The following is a 16139-nucleotide window of genomic DNA, read 5'->3' on the forward strand; positions in this document are numbered from 1 at the left end:
TCAATATGATCTCTGCACGCCTTACCCCGCCGTCTTCCCCGCATCAACCGGCAGGACCGCACCGCTAACATAGCGGGCGTGGTCGCTCATCAGCCAGGTCACCACATTGCTGAAAGCTTCTCATAACCACCAGTCTTCTAACACCACGTTGTGATCGGGATCTTCCACTCGCCGGACATACATATTTTCACGGTACTCGAAAGCGGTCTCATTGTAAGAGCTTGGCAAATAAGGGTTTACACTACTCGCTTCGATCTGTGGCATGAACCATTCGCTAAAGTATGAATCCAACAAGGTACCAGAAGTCCGCTTAGATTGCTCGTAGGACTCTCGTATTACATCAGGAGGGCCAACCACATAGTATCCAGGCTCACTGGGTCTGTAATTTCCAATCCCTCTAACCACCGCTACTAAATAGTTGTCCGCCAGTCCAATGAAACGCGCATACGCCCCGTAGGTATTACAGTCGGCGTACAGACCCAGTAACTGAATATGAGTTTCGTCAAAACTCTTTGCATGCTCTGAGTCTAATCCGCGAGAGCGGAGAATAAACTCAATACTGGTATATTGAATGTACCAGTTTGAGGTACCGAGGAACTTTAACATAACCTCAGCTATGCTCTCTGTTGAGTAACTATCTGGCTTCATGCCCTCGCATATTGAAAGAAGCCTAGTTGATATCCGTGTTTTCCAAATTTGCAACGTACGAATCAATTCTATCGTGTCCGCATAAACACTCGTAGCCGGAGTTTTGATAGGTGTGAACGTTTCGTTTTCAATGTCTAAGCGGAGCAACTCTAACTGTTTATCAATTATGTCTATTATTTCTGGCCATTCGACATTCACCTCGTAATCAGGGTCGTGCTTAAGCATGTCAACTAAGCGAATTAGGTCTATCTTTTTAGGTTGCCAATGATCAGAAAACGAAACTTTTGACTCATGCTTGAGAAAGGGGTTCTGGCCGAGTTCGGGTTTAGGCACGAGAGGGACACCGTGGATGTCTCTTAACAACTTCTCAAAGTTGTTACTAAATGCTGTTTCACTGTCGTCGCTAAAGTCTATGTGGACCATACCTCCCATGAACTTCGGTATTTTCGCACCACCCGTAGTATTTCGTATAATTGGAATAAATCGTGCGGGAGCGCTATTTGAGAATAGTTCAGACGAAATAATACGCTTTTCAAATGCAACACCGCCAGTATCACGCTGAGCTTTCTCAAGATATTCGTCTGTACAAATCACAAGAACTCTATCAGCCGCTGCAATTTGATGTTCCATAAAAGCTGGCAAATCAGAACCCAATTTGAGTTCGATCTGGTCAATAATGGCTACTACATGGTTCTGGAAAAGTAACTTGGCTAGATTGAGCACCCACTGTTTATGCTCTTCACTATCATGCGAGTAGGATATGAAAACTTTTGGTGCAGACATTTTACCAATGACTCGCAAGGCAAGAAAAATTATTACCTAATTTAACATGTCCCTAGCTCCCACTACACCAATTTTACCCTAGCCGTGACGGATGTGTGATCAATCGTTCTCAACCCGCAGTCTTCCCTGCATCAACCGGCAGGACCGCACCGCTAACATAGCGGGCGTCATCGCTCATCAGCCAGGTCACCACATTGGCGATGTCTTGCATCTCGCCAAAGCGCTTGCCGGGAATTTGGTTGCGCAGGGTGTCAAACAGCTCGGGCATACTGGCCTGAATTTTCTCGGCCTTTTCGGTGGTGATGATGCCCGGCGCAATCACATTCACGCGGATGTTGTCGTCGCCGTACTCCAGCGCCGCGGATTTGGTCAGGCCCACCAGCCCCCATTTGGCAGCGGCGTAATCGGCCATGTTTTTGACGCCACGAATACCGCCGGTGGAGCTGTTGTTGACGATGGACCCGCCACCGCTTTTTTGCATCAGCGGCACTTCGGCCTGCATGAGATTAAACACCGAGGTCAGGTTGACGGCGATGGTATCGTCCCACCGCTCGACCGGGGTTTGGTGCAGGGGAGAGTCGCCAAAGGCACTGCCCAAATTGTTAAAGGCGCAGTCTAAGCGCCCGTGTTTATCGTCGATGATTTTAAACGCTGCGGCGACAGAGGCGCGATCTGTGCCATCCAGCTGCAGCCCTTCCGCCGCGCCCCCAGCAGCGCAAATGGCGTGCGCAGCGGCGTCGCAATCTTCGCTGCGGCGGGCGGCGAGAATAACATGCGCGCCCTGCTGACCCGCCTCCATGGCGGTGCGACGCCCCATGCCGGAACTGGCGCCGACAACAAGACAGATTTTGTTTTTAAGTTTCATAGGGCTTTTCTCATGTGGTGAAATTCATGTGGTGGTCCGGCCGATGTTTTGCGTTGAGGCGTAGACCTTACCGGGCGGGCGCAAGCGAAGGCAACGGTGCCAGGTAAGGGTGTTGTGTCTTGCCACTTTTGTGGACTCTCGCAATCGCAAGGCTTTAAGCTGTTTCCTATGCACTCAGATCATGATTTAAGCCTCAGATAAGGATGTTCCCAATGCCGTCGGTCCTTCGCATTTTTTTCCTTCCCGCATGCAGCACAGCCTTTCTGGTGCTTTTGGCCATCTCGGGTTTGAACCACACCGCAGCGGCACAACAAGAGCAGCCAGCCGTGATCCAAGATTGTGACACCTGCCCCGTGATGGTGGTGGTGCCCGCCGGGTCTTTTGTGATGGGCTCGACCGCGGAAGAACGCACGCGCGAGAAAGTGCCCGCGCCACCGAAGGTGCCGTTCGACTTTGCCAAGTTCGAGCAGCCGCGCCGCGAAGTGGTGTTTGAAAAACCCTTTGCCATCGGCAAGTACGAAGTCAGCCGCGGCGAATACGCCCGTTTTGTCGCGGAGACAGATTTTCCCACCGGCCCCAAATGCTGGGCCTGGGATTCCACCAGCGATAATTACGACGAAATGGCGGGCTGGGTTGTGCAAGAGGGTAAATCTTGGCGCGACCCCGGGTTTCCGCAAACCGATGATCATCCGGTGGTGTGTGTCGACTTCGCCGAAGTGAATGCGTTTGCGGCCTGGATGTCGGAACGCACCGGCCAAACCTATCGGCTGCCGACCGAGGCCGAATGGGAATATGCCGCCCGCGCCGGCACCTCAACCACCCGGCCCTGGGGCAACAATATTGATGACAGCTGCCAGTATACCAATGTGGCCGACGCAAGCCTGGCAGCGGTGCATTCCCGCCCCGCCAATTACGATGACTTCACCCCGTTTAACTGCAACGATGGTTACATCTACACCGCGCCCGTGAATGCCTTTGCCCCCAACGCGTTTGGTCTCCATGGGGTGCTGGGCAATGCGGGCGAGTGGATCGACGATTGTTTCCACGAAAACTATGACGGCGCGCCGACCGATGGGTCCGCCTGGCGCGACAACGCGTGCGAACTGGGTGTGGTGGTGCGCGGCGGCAGTTGGTTCAGCTTTCCCTGGACAGTGCGCTCGGCCCACCGTGTGCGCGGCCAAAACTTAGACACGCGCTACGGCGCGACGGGCTTTCGGCTGGTGCGTGAACTCAACGACTGAGGGGGCGGGCGAACGCGTCACTTGCCTTACTCGGTCGGCAAGGATGCTGCTGTTTCCAACAGGTGCCGATAACGTTGGTTGGCGTTGAAGCCGGAGCGCGAAAGCGCGGTCAAACGCTGATCAATGAGAGGCTGCGCCGCCCTGCGCCAGGCCGCGCGTTGTGCCGCCGTGGGCGTGAGAATGGTGTTACCCAGCTCAATGACTTTATCGCGGCCCCGCTGCTCTTCCTGATCCCATTCCAGCGCCGCGCTGCGCGCTACATCTGGGCCGGACATGTCCAACACCACGGCCCGCAGATCATCCGGCAGCGCGTTAAGCGCCTCAGCGTTGATGAACAGCCCGAGCACCGACACGAAAAAATACATTTCGGTGTGATGATTGGCTTGCTCGCCCAGGTTAAAAATCCGGATGGCTTCGTAGGGCCACAGGGTTCCATCGACCGTGCCCGCTTCCAGCAAGCCATAGACTTGCGGGGCCAGATAGCCTGCGACCGGCTCCGCCCCCAACACGCCGAGCATATCGCGAATGTAGTCCGTCGCGCCACGCATCTTCAGGCCCTGCAGGTCGGCGGGGACGCGCACCGGTTTATCTTTGGTGTGGATCAGCGAGGGCGCATTGGTTTGCAGCACGGCCACATGCAAACCCGCCAGGTCATTTTTCACGGACGGTTGATCTGCCAACAGAGACATGGCGATGTGGGTGCCATGCACGGCTGACTCTGCGATGAAGGGCAATTCAAGCAACTCTAACGCCGGGCTTTCGGGCGCAGGGCCAAACCCAATCTCGGCGATACCATCGCGCACCCCAGGCGCAATGGCCGCCAATCGAAGCAGGGAATTGTTGGGGTGAACGTCAACCTTGATCCGTCCATCGGAGCGGCGCTCCAGTTCCTCAACCCAGTCGGTCAACCAGCCCGCCGCGAAAAAGTGTTCTTCCTGCAGGTAGTGGGCGAGACGCCATTGCACCTCGGCCGCAGAGGCTGGCGTGGCGACTGTTGTGGAGAGTGGGGTTAACGTTACGAGGGCCGCAAGCGCAAACACCAGAGCGCGGGTGTTTGCGAAGACTGAGGTGAAAGATGAGCTCTTAAATATCATCATTACGGAACTCCGGCTGATCAGCATTTCGACTGCTGTGCCGCGTCGATCAGGTCGGTCACCGGCTGTGGATCAGCGGAGACGTTGTTGCCTTTGAGTGTGTTGAGAGACTGCCACGCCGCATTGGCCGAAGGCCCGATGACCGCTTGGGGAAACAACACCACATCATAGCCCAGCTCTTGCAAGTCTTGCGGCGTCGGCGCTTGCAGCGCGCCGGGCTTGAGCAGGTTGAACAGCAACGCCACGCGGTCTTTCAAGGTGTCGCACAGACGCTTGCGGTCGGCGGCATCGTTGACGGCTTCGATAAACACCATGTCGGCTCCGGCGTCAGCATAGGCCACGGCGCGCTCTAAGGCTTGCTCTGGCGTTTCGGTAAACATGGCGTCGCTGCGGGCGCTGATGATGGTGTCTTCCGAGGTGCGGGCATCCAGCGCGGCTTTGATTTTACCAACCATGGTTTCGATGGACACCAGCGGGCGTTGGATGACCTCTTTGGCGGGCTTGGTGTTGATCTGATCCTCAATCTGAATACCGGACGCGCCGGCCCGTTCAAACATCCGCACACAGCGGCGCACGTGAAATGCATTGCCAAAGCCAGAATCCGCATCGACAAACAAAGGAATGTCCACACGGTCGCGCACGCGGTCGACCACCTGGGCCATTTCGGTCATGGTGACCAAGCCGATATCAGGACGCCCCAACTGACTGAACGCGACGGCGGAGCCGGACACAAACACGGCTTCATAGCCCGCTTTTTGGGCCAGACTTGCGGTCAGCGCATCGTAAATACCGGGGGCGGCCACAATTTCGGGCTGCGCTAAACGTTGCTTTAATGTCGTCACTTAGAAATCCTTATTATTTTAGAGCGCTACCCATCAAGTGCCTTACCACTCAAGTGCGAGGCCGATGTTGCTGTCGTCCGCGTTCTTTGCAGCGGCCAGGCCGGCGGCAAGATCCTGCGCGGCCACACCCAACGACTTATACACGGTAATCTCGTCGTCCGTCATGCGGCCCGGCGCATCACCATTCAGCACGGCGCCAATTTCACCGACCACATGACCGCGCGTGACGATCTCGGCCTCGATGGCGTTGACCAACTCGCCGGCCTGTTCCAGTGCGGACGGCAGATAGTCCACGTAGAATTTACTGCGGCTCACCACATCAATATCGGCTTCGGCGGAGGTGCGCACCGCCGCGCCGACCAGATTGACATGTACACCGGGACGCAACCACGCGCCTTTGAGAATAGGCTGGGTTGAGGACGTGACCGTGCACAGAATTTCGGCTTCGGACGCAGCTTTCTCGGCATCGGGCTCGACGACAATGGACACGCCATTGGGTAAGGTTTGTTCGGCACAGAATTTTTGAGCCCGTTCCGCGTTGCGGCCCCAGACGATAATTTTGGTGATGGGACGGACGGGCAAAATAGCTTGAATGTGGTGCCGGGCTTCTTCACCACAGCCCATAAAGGTGAGCGAGGCGGCATCTTTACGGGCCAGGGTGCGGGTGGCCATGGCGGTGGTGGCGGCGGTGCGAATAGCGGTCAACTCACGGCCATCCATCAGCGCAACAGGCATACCGTCTTTGGTTTCAAACAACAGCACGGCCCCCACATGGCTGGACAACGGACTGCCGGGCGCGCGCGGAAACTTGCTGACGACCTTAATACCGAAGCACGCCTCTTGTTGTTCCGTCTGGCCAATGTATCCGGGCATCATGCCCAGCTTGCCCTTGGTATCGGGCACCGCCATGAACTGACGCAAGGGCATTTCGACATCACGGCGGGAAACGGCGCGCATGGCACCATCCATCAACTCGACGCACTCGGAATGAGTGAGGGCTTCAATCAGGGCCTGTCTGTTTAATACCAACATAATTTTCTCTTATTTTGCATCCGGGCGGGGTGGTATGAACTTCATGCCATTATAGATGTCCATGACATTTTCTGGCCGAGGAAATTTTTCCGGCATGGGCTCGCCAGGTGTGCGCGGCTTACCGATAGCGCGAAACCAATCCTCCAGCGCCGGTGGAAAGAAGACCCAGAAGAACTTCATATCGACATCTCCGGTGTTCTCGACAAAATGCCGCGCATAGCGACCAAACATAATCGTCGAGCCTGGAACGATGTCGTAGGTCTCGTCTTCAATTTCGGCACGGCCCGTGCCTTCGTAAACGAATAGCAGTTCATGGTTCTGTCTGTGTCCATGTTCGCGCACATTGCAGCCCGGCGGCAAAACCTGAATGCCCGACGTGAACGAATCATAGGGCATATTGTCTGGGGATAGATTGATAGTGACATAGCCTTGGGTGGGTTCTGGCTGCCAAATGGACTCGCCTTCGTCGGGGCCGATGACAGTCCACCAGGGTGCTTTAACATCAACTTGCGTTGCCATGATCAGGCCTCCGTTGCTGGTTGGGTCAAGAAGGAAACGACCGCCGCGTTATAGGCGGCGGTGGAAACGCGCGGCACGAAATGTCCGCCATGGGGCAGGATCACTTTTTCAGCGCCAGGAATAAGACCGGCAAGCTCCTGGGAAAATCCCACCGGCGTGATTTGATCATCGGCGGCGGCAATCACCAGGGTCGGCAGTGTAATGTTTGACACTTGGTCGCGCAAATCGTGACGTTGCACGGCGGCAATGCGAGCGGCCTCGATGGTCAGACCCGGAAAAGCGGCCAAGCGTTCTTCGCGGGTGCCGGTGAGCAGACTGGGCGTATCCGTCAGAATATCCGCAGGATAGGCACGCAGAATACCATCCATCAAATAGGCCTCGGGGCCGGAGTCTTGCAGCACCTGCAAACGCAAATCAAACAAGGCTTTAAAATAAGGGCTCGGTCCCGCCCATGTGGCGCTAAGGACAATCCGACTCAAGCGATCGGCATGGTTCAGTGCCAGATACTGAGCGATGGCCCCCCCAGTGGAATGGCCGACCATAGCGGTTTTCTCAATCTTCAGCACATCCATCAGGCTGAGCACGTCCTTGGCCATCTGGGGCACGGAATAAGTGATTTCTGACTTGGTGCTGGCCCCGGTGCCCCGGTGATCGTGGGTCACGACCTGGAACTGACCGGACAGGGCCGGCACCAGCTCGGACCAGAAGGCGGCCCGTCCGCCCAGGCCGGAAACCAGAAAAACCGACGCGGTACCTGGGCTTTCAACCGAACCTCTTCCTGGGTTTTCAACCCAAACTGCCAAGTCAGCGTCCCCAATGTTGATCATATCCATGTGGTCATAACTATCCGTTAGAGGTCTCAACCAGGGCCTTCGCCCGCATTTTCTAGAGTGTGCCTTTTCACCCATATGGGCACCAATTCAAAGCACGAATACTGCCATTCATTTATTTTATGGATAAACCCAATAAAATCATTTGAGATCATAGTCCGAGAGTCGTCATACTCCGGCACCTGCTGCACTGCGCGCTTTAAATGGGTAAATTCGGGACCGGCTGATGGAATTCAAGCAACTGCGACATTTTGTGGCTGTGGTGGAGTGCGGCACGCTCTCTGGCGCGTCTGAGATTCTGAATATTACCCAACCGGCCCTGACCCGCAGCATTAAAAATCTCGAGGGCGACCTGGAAGCCCAACTGCTGGAGCGCCAGTCGCGCGGCGTAATCCCCACGGAAGCGGGGTATCGCCTGTATGACCAAGCCAAGATGATCCTCAATGAAGCGGCGCGCTCGGCGGAGGACGTTACAGCGACCGCCAAAGGGTTACGTGGTTCCCTGAATGTCGGGGTTGCCGCGCTGTTTGCGGGTCATCCCATGGCGGCTGTCCTGAGAAAATTAGCAAAAACCGTTCCAGAATTGACCGTTAATGTGACGGAAGGCTTCTTTGAGGATTTGGTAACCGACCTCAAAACCGCTCATGTAGAAGCGCTGATTTCCAACTTTCCGCCCGGCACCGCCGAAGAAGGACTGGTATTTGAACCGCTGATTACAATTCATTCGCATTTTGTGGTCGGGGCCGATCATCCCCTGGCCAAAAAAGACAGTGTTGAAATGGCCGATCTCAGAGATTGCCGCCTGGCGCTGGTGCGCCAGTTGCATGTGTCGTCTTTGGTGGCCGATTTATTTGCCTCTGACAATCTGACCCTGCTGCGTCCGGCCGTTGAAACCAATGCCTTGTCGTTGATGCATGCGCTGGTGCTGTCGGGCGAATATGTCAGCCTGTTGCCGGATCACCTGTTGGAGCGGGATATCGCCAAGGGGTCCATCGTGCGCCTGTCAGTGAAAGGCACCCCTTTTGCGCGGGCCTCGGGCCTGATCCTGCGCGGATCAGAAACCCAGCGCCCTGCCGTTGAGCACTTTATCAATGCAACCAGGGCCGTGTTTAAAGATTGGCCGGAGCAAATTAGATGACCTCAGACAGCACACAGCGCCCCCAGACGTTTGATCAGGTGTTTGATCATGTGATCGTCGGGGGCGGGTCTGCGGGTTCGGCGCTGGCTCATCGTCTGGCCAGTTACCACCCCACAGAACGGGTGCTCCTGCTGGAAGCGGGCAGCCGCGATTACTCGCCGTTCATTCATGTGCCGGCGGCGATCATCAAAGCCATCGGCAATCCCCGTCTGGACTGGATGAACATGGCGGAGCCGGACCGCAGCCGCAATGATCGGGTCGACCTTTGGCCTGCTGGCAAAGTGCTGGGCGGATCGAGTGCCATCAACGGCATGTTGTATGTGCGCGGTCGCGCCGCCGACTTTAACCGCTGGGCCGACAACGGCTGCGGCGGCTGGGCCTACGACGATCTTCTGCCGGTGATGAAACGCCTGGAACGCACGGTGGTCGGCGATCATCATGTCAGAGGCCGCAGCGGACCAGTGAATGTGGCGCGGTTGCGGACCACGCACCCCCTCGCCCATGTGTTTATCGATGCCGCCAAAGAAGCGGGTGTGCCCTTCAACGAAGATTACAATGGTGCCGAGCAAGCGGGCGTGGCGTACAGCCAGGTCACGCAGTCGCGCGGCTGGCGCTACCATACGGCGCGCGCCTATCTGTGGCCTGGAAAGAAACCGAGCAACCTGACGGTCCGCACCGGCGCGATGGTCACGGAACTGGTGTTTGACGGCAAAACCTGTACCGGCGTGGTGTATGGCAAAGGCGCACAAAAAAAGCGCATCAAAGCCCGCGCGGGCGTGACCCTGACAGCGGGCACCATGGCCACGCCAAAACTGTTGATGCTGAACGGCATCGGCCCGGCTGAGGCGCTAAAATCTCATGGCATTGAGGTGCGGCAGGATGCACCGGGCGTCGGGCAAAATTTGCAAGAGCACCCGGAAGGCATGGTCAGTATTGAGGTCAACCAATCGACCTTTAATACGGAGATCAACAGCTGGAAGATTGTGATGCATGCTATGAACTGGTTTGTGTTTGGCCGTGGCCCCGCCACCAGTCCCTACCCTCATGCGGTGGCGTTCATGAAGGCTGACCCGACGGACGACGTTGCTGATATTGAAGTGCAACTCGGACCTTATGCCTTCAGCTTCGATGAGAACGGCGTGATCCCCTATGACAAGCCCGCCATCTCAGCGGCGGTCAACATCGGTTATCCGAAAACCCGGGGCACGACCAGCTTGCGTTCTAAAGATCCGGCAGCAGCCCCTAAGATCAGCCATAACCTGTTCGACAATGAAGACGATCTCGTCCGGCTCACCAAAGGCTGCCGCGCGGTGCGTGAGATTTTGTCCAGCCCGGCCTTTGATGCGCACCGGGTCGCCGAGCGCCTGCCGGGAAAAGATGTGCAAACCGATGATGAGTGGGCCGACTTTCTGCGCCAGACGGCGTTTCTGGGCTATCATGCTGTGGGCACCTGCCGCATGGGCAGCGATGGTGACTCTGTCGTGACCCCAGACCTTAAAGTGCGTGGGGTTAAAAACCTGCGCATCGCCGATGCTTCTGTGATGCCGGATCTGATCAGTGGTAATACCAACGCAACTGCAATTCTGATCGGCGAGAAAGCTGCTGATCTAATCGCCGGATAGGACCGTTACATGAGCGACAGCACCTTGGCCACCAAGACGTTACCCGACGCACCTGACCCAAACTTCGCCTTTCGCTCAGACAGCTATGCATGGTTCGTCGTATTCATGTTGTGTCTGGCCGCTGTTATTTCTTTTATCGACCGCCAGATCATCAGTCTTCTGGTCGATCCTATCAAAACCGACCTGGGCATTTCGGACACCCAGGTGAGTTTGCTGCAAGGCTTTGCCTTCGCATTATTTTACAGCGCCGCCGCCATCCCCATGGGGCGGTTGGTCGATGCCAAAAACCGCAAGAAGATTATTCTGGCGGGGATGGTGGTGTGGTCGATTGCGACCGCGTTGTGCGGTGTGGCCAAAGTCTTCTGGCAATTATTCCTCGCCCGCATGCTGGTGGGGGTTGGTGAAGCAACGCTGTCTCCAGCCGGGATGTCGATGCTGTCTGATTACTTCCCGCGCAAAAGCCTGACCCGGGCCCTGAGCGTGTTTACCGGCTCAAGTTTTCTCGGCACCGGCATCGCTCTGGTGGTGGGCGGTTTTGTGATCAATATGATGAACGAGATCGGTCCCGTTGATGCGGGTGTGTTTGGCACCATCCGACCCTGGCAAATGACCTTTCTGATTGTCTCGGTGCCGGGCCTGATTCTTGCCGTGTTCGTCTGGCTCATGGTGCGTGAACCGCCGCGCATCGGGACGGCAAAAGAGAACGCCGACCAGCAAGACCAAGCCATTCCCTTGCGCCAAGCGTGGCAATATCTGGCGGACCATAAAACGGTGATTGTCCCCGTGGTCTTCGGCTTCACCTTCCTGACGGTCGCGATGTTTTCGGTCAGCGCCTGGGTGCCAGCGTATTTTATGCGCACCCATGGCATGTCCGCCGGCGAAATCGGCAGTGTTTTTGGACTTTACTTCGTGACCCTGGGGTCCGCCGGTGTGGTGACCGGGGGATTGCTATCGGACTGGCTGAAGAGCCGTGGCTACGATGATTCAAATGTGCGCGCCGGAGTCATCGCCGCGCTGTTGGCGACGCCTTTCCTGGCCACCTTTGCCTTAGTGCCGGATAAAGACCTGTCGCTCATTCTGCTCGCGCCCGTGGTGTTTTTCGGCACTATGCCCTTTGGGACTGGGCCATCCGCCCTGCCCCTGATTGTGCCCAACAGACTGCGTGGACAGATGGTCGCGGTCTATCTGCTTGTGGCCAACGTGATTGGCCAGGGCGGCGGGCCGTTTCTGGTTGCCTTCTTTACGGATTTCGTAATCGGCGATCCGAACCTGATTAGATACTCCATCAGCATTGTCTGCCCGACGGTCATGCTGATTGGGGCCGCCATCTTGTTTTATGGTAGAAAACCATTTGCCAGCCATGTTGCAAAATTAGACGCACAATTCGCTTAAAGGAAAAGACAAAAGGAAACGACACATGGACAACATGCCCCCCAAAGACCCACGCTTTGTTTTCGGCGATGAAATCAATGGTGCCGGAAAGCAGTTCTTCGACAACCAAGTGCTCGACAATCTTCATGAATCGTTGCTGGAATTGACCGCGGCGGTGTGGACCTATCGTGATCGCGCTATTATCTTAGAGCGTGTTCTGCAAGATGTGGTCGGCGACGGCAAAGACATCAGCGCGATGATTGAAGCCTACGAGCCCACCCCGGAAGACAACGCCGCCCGCGCCGCCGAGCGCGCCGAACTGGTATCGAACGTGTTTCGACGTATGTCCCGCGGCTCCAGTGAAGTTGTATTCGGTATGGACCCCGCAGATAAAACAGGAGAGAAATCATGAGTACCACTGTTGCTTTATCCCGTGGCTACAAAGGCATTTTGCCACGCACAACCCGGCTTTCAGATGAGAGCTATCTTGATTTTGTAGAAACTTTTCGCGGCATCGCTGGCTATGGCACGTTCCCGATGGTTGCGGCTGAAGGTGATAAGGCGGTCGCCGAAGCCTTGGGCAAAACCGACGACAAGACCGACATCAAAGACATCAAAGGGGTCATTAATAAACTGCCCCTGCCCGCCACCTGGCAACGCTATATGCGCTCGCATCAGGAAATGATGTGGCGGCGCACACGCGGCTCGTTCGAACCTTTTGAAGGTGATATTGTTAAAGCCATGGATGAGGCTGCCACCAAAGGGCCGGGCAAGCTGACGGTCGATCCGAACTTTGAAGTGCCGGCGTACGCGCGACGTGAAATTCACCTTCAGCCGGGCGGCTACACCGATGATCCCATCGGCGGCATTGTGTTCCATTACGGCACCAAGGTGTTCTACGCTGGCGCGAACGATCAAGATGAGTTGCATGCAGAAGTGGTTGATACGCTGACCCCGCCGGAAGATGGCAAGGTCGAGAAGATTCTCGATCTGGCCTGCAGCATCGGCCAAGCCACTATGATTATCAAAGACCGCTACCCTGACGCCGAGGTGACCGGGCTAGACGTTGGCCTACCGATGGTAAAATACGCCCACTGGCAAGCGGTGGAACGCGGTATTGATGTCAACTTCGTGCAGGGTTTGTCGGAAGACACCAAGTTCGAGGACAACAGCTTTGACATGGTATTGTCTTACATTCTGTTCCATGAAATCCCGGTGCGCGTGATCAAAGATACAGTGAAAGAAATGTTCCGGATTCTGCGTCCCGGCGGCACCTTCTGCATTTATGAATTCCCAAGTGCCGGGCCGAACATGCCGGCCTCGCAACGGTGGATGATTGATTATGATTCCATCAACAACTGCGAGCCGTATTCACCGGGTTTTGTTTACATGGACTTCCATAAGGAACTGAAGGACGCCGGTTTTGATGTGAAGCCAGGACCGAAAAACTCCAATGGGTTCTTGCAGACCATCGTGGCCACGAAGCCCATCTAAGGCCGTTAAGATAAGAATGAGCTATGAACGTGACTGTCACACCTGAGAACACAACTGTGATCGCCGTGCTTGAGTCCCTCCGGGCCATGCTCGGCGCTGACGCTGTGATAACAGATGAACAGACACGCTTGTATTACTCACAGGATGTCTATGCCACAGGCCCAACGGTGGCGGCGGTGATCCGCCCAACCTCCGTTGCGGACCTGGCGCAGGCCGTCAAAACAATCACCGCTGCGGGGATCGCGATCTTCCCGCGCGGCGGTGGCTATTCTTATACCGATGCCTACCTGGCCTCTGCGCCCAACGGCATGTCCCTGGACATGACGGGGCTCAATCAAATTCTTGAGATCAACCCCGAGGACATGTTTGTCACCGTGCAGGCAGGCTGCACCTGGGAAGTCTTAGATAACGCCCTCAAGCCCCATGGGGTGCGGGCCGAGTTCTGGGGGCCGTTGTCTGGCTTTAAAGCCACCATTGGCGGCGGTATGTCACAAGGGGCGGCGAGCCTCGGCTCGTCCAAAGACGGCATTTCAGCGGAAGCCGTGCTGGGCATGGAGATTGTGACGGCTGAGGGTGAGGTTTTCGCTACGGGCTCAGCCGCTCAAAAGGATAAATCACCCTTCTTCCGCAACTATGGCCCGGATCTGACGGGATTGTTTTGTGGGGATGCGGGTGGCCTTGGTATTAAAGCGACCGTGACCTTGCGTCTGCAAAAGCGTGCCAAGTTTACCCAAGGTCTGTCGTTTGGTTTTGACAGTTTCGAAGCCGGGCAAAAAGCCATGCAGGCGATTGCCGCGTCTAACCGCGCGACAGAAGTTTTTGGTTTCACCCGCCGCGCAATGGAGGGTGTGGTCGCCAGTAAAGGTCTGATTGAAGACCTGAAAATTATGTATGCGGTCGGCAAATCCTCAGGTGGTGTGATCAGCGGCGTTGTGCAGATGATCAAAATGGCCATCGCCGGCCGGCGATTTGCCTCCAAGTCTGAATGCTTCGTGCACTGTGCGGTTGAAGCTGATAACCGCACCGAATTAAAAGGCCACATTCAAACCGTGCGCGATGCCGTTGGCACGCATGGCCAAGACATTCCCAACACCATGCCGACGGTGATGCGGGCCACACCCTTCATGCCCTATCCGGTGGTTGGCATGGATGCGAAACGCATGCTGCCGCTGCACACCATTTTGCCGTTCTCTCAGGCTGTCGCCTTTAATACAGCGCTGGAAGCCCTGTTGGAAAAACGCAAAGACGAAATTGAGGCGTTGAACATGACGATCCCATCGATCTTTGGGACCATGAGCACCAACGGGTTCCTCTGTGAGCCGGTGTTATACTGGCCCGACACCCCTGACGTTTTCCATGAACGCAATACGCCGGAAGACATGCTGGCCCCCATGCGCAACAACGCGCCCAGCGAAAAAGGCCGCGCGTTTGCCAAAGAAATGTTTGAAGACATCGTGACTCTGATGCACGCCCACGGCGGCGTTCATATGCAAATTGGTAAGGCTTATCCCTACTTGCGGGACCGGTCCGAGATTACCATTGATCTCGTTAGGCGGATCAAGAACCGCACCGACCCTCATAACCTGTTGAATCCAGGGGCTTTAGGGCTTTGATGTCAAATTTAATTCTAGACATGCATACAACGTATATCCGAGACAAAACTTTCTATTTGTAAGGCTTCACGTGACACCCCAAATTAAGACTCTCATTAGAATGAAAGCTTGACCCATGCCCCTGAATACCAAGCCGATAAGAGCCATTACTGACGAAGACCGCGAAATCTATGCGCGTGATGGCGCAGTCTGCTTGCGCAAGGTCTTTGATCCGGAATGGATTGAAAAAATGCAGCCTACTGCGCGGCGTATTTCTGTGGATGAAGAAGACGTCGGTCTGCTGCCCTCTGCGCCGGGACGATACATGTCACGGATCATTCCCGAATTTCGGGACTTTATTTTCAACTCCCCCATGGGCCAAGCTGCCGCGCAGACCATTGGATCTAAAACCGCGCGGTTCTTCTTTGAAGAGATTTTTGCCAAGCCGCCGAAATCGGATTCAAAAACGCTCTGGCACTGCGACCGCATGGGCTGGCCCGTTTCCGGTGAAATGGTGCCGTCCTTATGGATACCACTGAACCCGGTGGCGCCTGAGAATTCGCTGGAAGTTTTAGCTGGGTCGCAAGTTCAAGACGTGCCTTATTGGCTGTTTTCACCCAACGCGCGCAAAATGATTAAACCAGCGGACCGCGCGCCGCATCCGGATGAAGCCAAGCTGCGGGCAGACCCCAACGCCCGGTTCCTCAACTGGGCAATGGAACCCGGCGACATGCTGGTGGTTCACCCTTGGACACTGCATTACTCTTCTGGCAACACGTCGGACGATTGGCGCATTGCGATTTCAGCCCGCATTTTCGGTGATGATATTCGCTGGGCGCCACGTCCGGACTGCCTGAACATCGCCGGTGTGTGCTTTGATGAAATGGTCGAAGGCAGCCCACCGGCAGGCCCCTTATTCCCGGTCCTATGGTCCGAAGATGGCACCCGCGACACGGATGAGCATTACCCCAGAGGCTTTGCCACCACCTGGCAGGCGCAGCGTCGTAACACCGTAAACGAAGATGCGCTGTTCAGCGAGTTGGCCAAAAAAGCCGGCTAAGCTGAGGG

The 16139-nt window shown here is 56.0% G+C and carries 15 protein-coding genes; 8 read left to right on the forward strand and 7 right to left on the reverse strand.

Going from position 1 to position 16139, the window contains the following annotated elements:
* Positions 1 to 120 precede the first annotated feature (120 nt).
* Together RIC29_03700 and RIC29_03705 are read right to left on the reverse strand one after the other, a co-directional pair.
* The gene (locus RIC29_03700) at positions 121 to 1431 is read right to left on the reverse strand and encodes a toll/interleukin-1 receptor domain-containing protein (protein MEQ8734003.1); all 1311 of its coding nucleotides are present in this window, start codon (positions 1429 to 1431) and stop codon (positions 121 to 123) included.
* 109 nt (positions 1432 to 1540) lie between these two features.
* Positions 1541 to 2296 (reverse strand): SDR family NAD(P)-dependent oxidoreductase, encoded by a 756-nt coding sequence (locus tag RIC29_03705; protein MEQ8734004.1) that lies wholly within the window; start codon positions 2294 to 2296, stop codon positions 1541 to 1543.
* Positions 2297 to 2508: 212 nt separating this feature from the next.
* Between RIC29_03705 and RIC29_03710 the strand changes: the two genes are divergently transcribed.
* Complete coding sequence (locus RIC29_03710) at positions 2509 to 3537, forward strand: formylglycine-generating enzyme family protein (protein ID MEQ8734005.1); 1029 nt, start codon at positions 2509 to 2511, stop codon at positions 3535 to 3537.
* 26 nt (positions 3538 to 3563) lie between these two features.
* Here RIC29_03710 and dctP read toward each other — a convergent pair whose 3' ends face one another.
* The 5 genes from dctP to RIC29_03735 are packed head-to-tail and all read right to left on the reverse strand — an operon-like array spanning position 3564 to position 7857.
* A complete protein-coding gene (gene dctP, locus RIC29_03715; GenBank protein ID MEQ8734006.1) occupies positions 3564 to 4634 on the reverse strand; it encodes a TRAP transporter substrate-binding protein DctP in 1071 nt (356 codons plus the stop codon).
* A 17-nt stretch (positions 4635 to 4651) separates the two neighbouring features.
* Entirely contained in the window at positions 4652 to 5473 is an 822-nt protein-coding gene (locus RIC29_03720; protein ID MEQ8734007.1) for an isocitrate lyase/PEP mutase family protein, read from the reverse strand.
* Positions 5474 to 5515: 42 nt separating this feature from the next.
* Complete coding sequence (locus RIC29_03725) at positions 5516 to 6505, reverse strand: ornithine cyclodeaminase family protein (GenBank protein ID MEQ8734008.1); 990 nt, start codon at positions 6503 to 6505, stop codon at positions 5516 to 5518.
* 9 nt (positions 6506 to 6514) lie between these two features.
* Entirely contained in the window at positions 6515 to 7024 is a 510-nt protein-coding gene (locus tag RIC29_03730; protein ID MEQ8734009.1) for a cupin domain-containing protein, read from the reverse strand.
* Between the two features lie 2 nt (positions 7025 to 7026).
* Positions 7027 to 7857 (reverse strand): alpha/beta fold hydrolase, encoded by an 831-nt coding sequence (locus RIC29_03735; GenBank protein MEQ8734010.1) that lies wholly within the window; start codon positions 7855 to 7857, stop codon positions 7027 to 7029.
* A 223-nt stretch (positions 7858 to 8080) separates the two neighbouring features.
* Here RIC29_03735 and RIC29_03740 point away from each other — a divergent pair, with 223 nt between their 5' ends.
* The 7 genes from RIC29_03740 (at position 8081) to RIC29_03770 (ending at position 16131) form a co-directional block, all read left to right on the forward strand.
* Positions 8081 to 8992, forward strand: coding sequence for a LysR family transcriptional regulator (locus RIC29_03740; protein MEQ8734011.1), 912 nt, complete (start codon positions 8081 to 8083; stop codon positions 8990 to 8992).
* Positions 8989 to 10614: a GMC family oxidoreductase N-terminal domain-containing protein gene (locus RIC29_03745; protein ID MEQ8734012.1), complete on the forward strand. Its 1626-nt coding sequence runs from the start codon at positions 8989 to 8991 to the stop codon at positions 10612 to 10614. Before RIC29_03740 ends, RIC29_03745 begins: the two co-directional genes overlap by 4 nt.
* A 9-nt stretch (positions 10615 to 10623) precedes the next feature.
* Positions 10624 to 12006 carry an MFS transporter gene (locus RIC29_03750; GenBank protein ID MEQ8734013.1) on the forward strand — a complete coding sequence of 461 codons (1383 nt, stop codon included), beginning with the start codon at positions 10624 to 10626 and terminating at the stop codon, positions 12004 to 12006.
* Between the two features lie 25 nt (positions 12007 to 12031).
* Positions 12032 to 12397, forward strand: coding sequence for a hypothetical protein (locus RIC29_03755; GenBank protein MEQ8734014.1), 366 nt, complete (start codon positions 12032 to 12034; stop codon positions 12395 to 12397).
* Positions 12394 to 13479 carry a class I SAM-dependent methyltransferase gene (locus RIC29_03760; GenBank protein ID MEQ8734015.1) on the forward strand — a complete coding sequence of 362 codons (1086 nt, stop codon included), beginning with the start codon at positions 12394 to 12396 and terminating at the stop codon, positions 13477 to 13479. The genes RIC29_03755 and RIC29_03760 overlap by 4 nt, the downstream gene beginning before the upstream one ends.
* Positions 13480 to 13502: 23 nt before the next feature.
* Positions 13503 to 15092 carry an FAD-binding oxidoreductase gene (locus tag RIC29_03765; GenBank protein ID MEQ8734016.1) on the forward strand — a complete coding sequence of 530 codons (1590 nt, stop codon included), beginning with the start codon at positions 13503 to 13505 and terminating at the stop codon, positions 15090 to 15092.
* A gap of 115 nt (positions 15093 to 15207) precedes the next feature.
* Positions 15208 to 16131, forward strand: a complete 924-nt coding sequence (locus RIC29_03770) for a phytanoyl-CoA dioxygenase family protein (protein ID MEQ8734017.1) — start codon at positions 15208 to 15210, stop codon at positions 16129 to 16131.
* Positions 16132 to 16139: the final 8 nt, after the last annotated feature.

This window comes from Rhodospirillaceae bacterium (genome assembly GCA_040219235.1).
In the GTDB taxonomy this organism is placed as follows: domain Bacteria; phylum Pseudomonadota; class Alphaproteobacteria; order Rhodospirillales; family Rhodospirillaceae; genus WLXB01.

What these genes read in the sequence shown, in the direction of transcription:
- RIC29_03725 (MEQ8734008.1), bottom strand. Translation starts at nt 6,505, where the DNA reads ATGTTGGTATTAAACAGACAGGCCCTGATTGAAGCCCTCACTCATTCC.
- RIC29_03730 (MEQ8734009.1), bottom strand. Translation starts at nt 7,024, where the DNA reads ATGGCAACGCAAGTTGATGTTAAAGCACCCTGGTGGACTGTCATCGGC.
- dctP (MEQ8734006.1), bottom strand. Translation starts at nt 4,634, where the DNA reads ATGATGATATTTAAGAGCTCATCTTTCACCTCAGTCTTCGCAAACACC.
- RIC29_03705 (MEQ8734004.1), bottom strand. Translation starts at nt 2,296, where the DNA reads ATGAAACTTAAAAACAAAATCTGTCTTGTTGTCGGCGCCAGTTCCGGC.
- RIC29_03710 (MEQ8734005.1), top strand. Translation starts at nt 2,509, where the DNA reads ATGCCGTCGGTCCTTCGCATTTTTTTCCTTCCCGCATGCAGCACAGCC.
- RIC29_03700 (MEQ8734003.1), bottom strand. Translation starts at nt 1,431, where the DNA reads ATGTCTGCACCAAAAGTTTTCATATCCTACTCGCATGATAGTGAAGAG.
- RIC29_03740 (MEQ8734011.1), top strand. Translation starts at nt 8,081, where the DNA reads ATGGAATTCAAGCAACTGCGACATTTTGTGGCTGTGGTGGAGTGCGGC.
- RIC29_03750 (MEQ8734013.1), top strand. Translation starts at nt 10,624, where the DNA reads ATGAGCGACAGCACCTTGGCCACCAAGACGTTACCCGACGCACCTGAC.
- RIC29_03735 (MEQ8734010.1), bottom strand. Translation starts at nt 7,857, where the DNA reads ATGGATATGATCAACATTGGGGACGCTGACTTGGCAGTTTGGGTTGAA.
- RIC29_03760 (MEQ8734015.1), top strand. Translation starts at nt 12,394, where the DNA reads ATGAGTACCACTGTTGCTTTATCCCGTGGCTACAAAGGCATTTTGCCA.
- RIC29_03745 (MEQ8734012.1), top strand. Translation starts at nt 8,989, where the DNA reads ATGACCTCAGACAGCACACAGCGCCCCCAGACGTTTGATCAGGTGTTT.
- RIC29_03755 (MEQ8734014.1), top strand. Translation starts at nt 12,032, where the DNA reads ATGGACAACATGCCCCCCAAAGACCCACGCTTTGTTTTCGGCGATGAA.
- RIC29_03765 (MEQ8734016.1), top strand. Translation starts at nt 13,503, where the DNA reads ATGAACGTGACTGTCACACCTGAGAACACAACTGTGATCGCCGTGCTT.
- RIC29_03770 (MEQ8734017.1), top strand. Translation starts at nt 15,208, where the DNA reads ATGCCCCTGAATACCAAGCCGATAAGAGCCATTACTGACGAAGACCGC.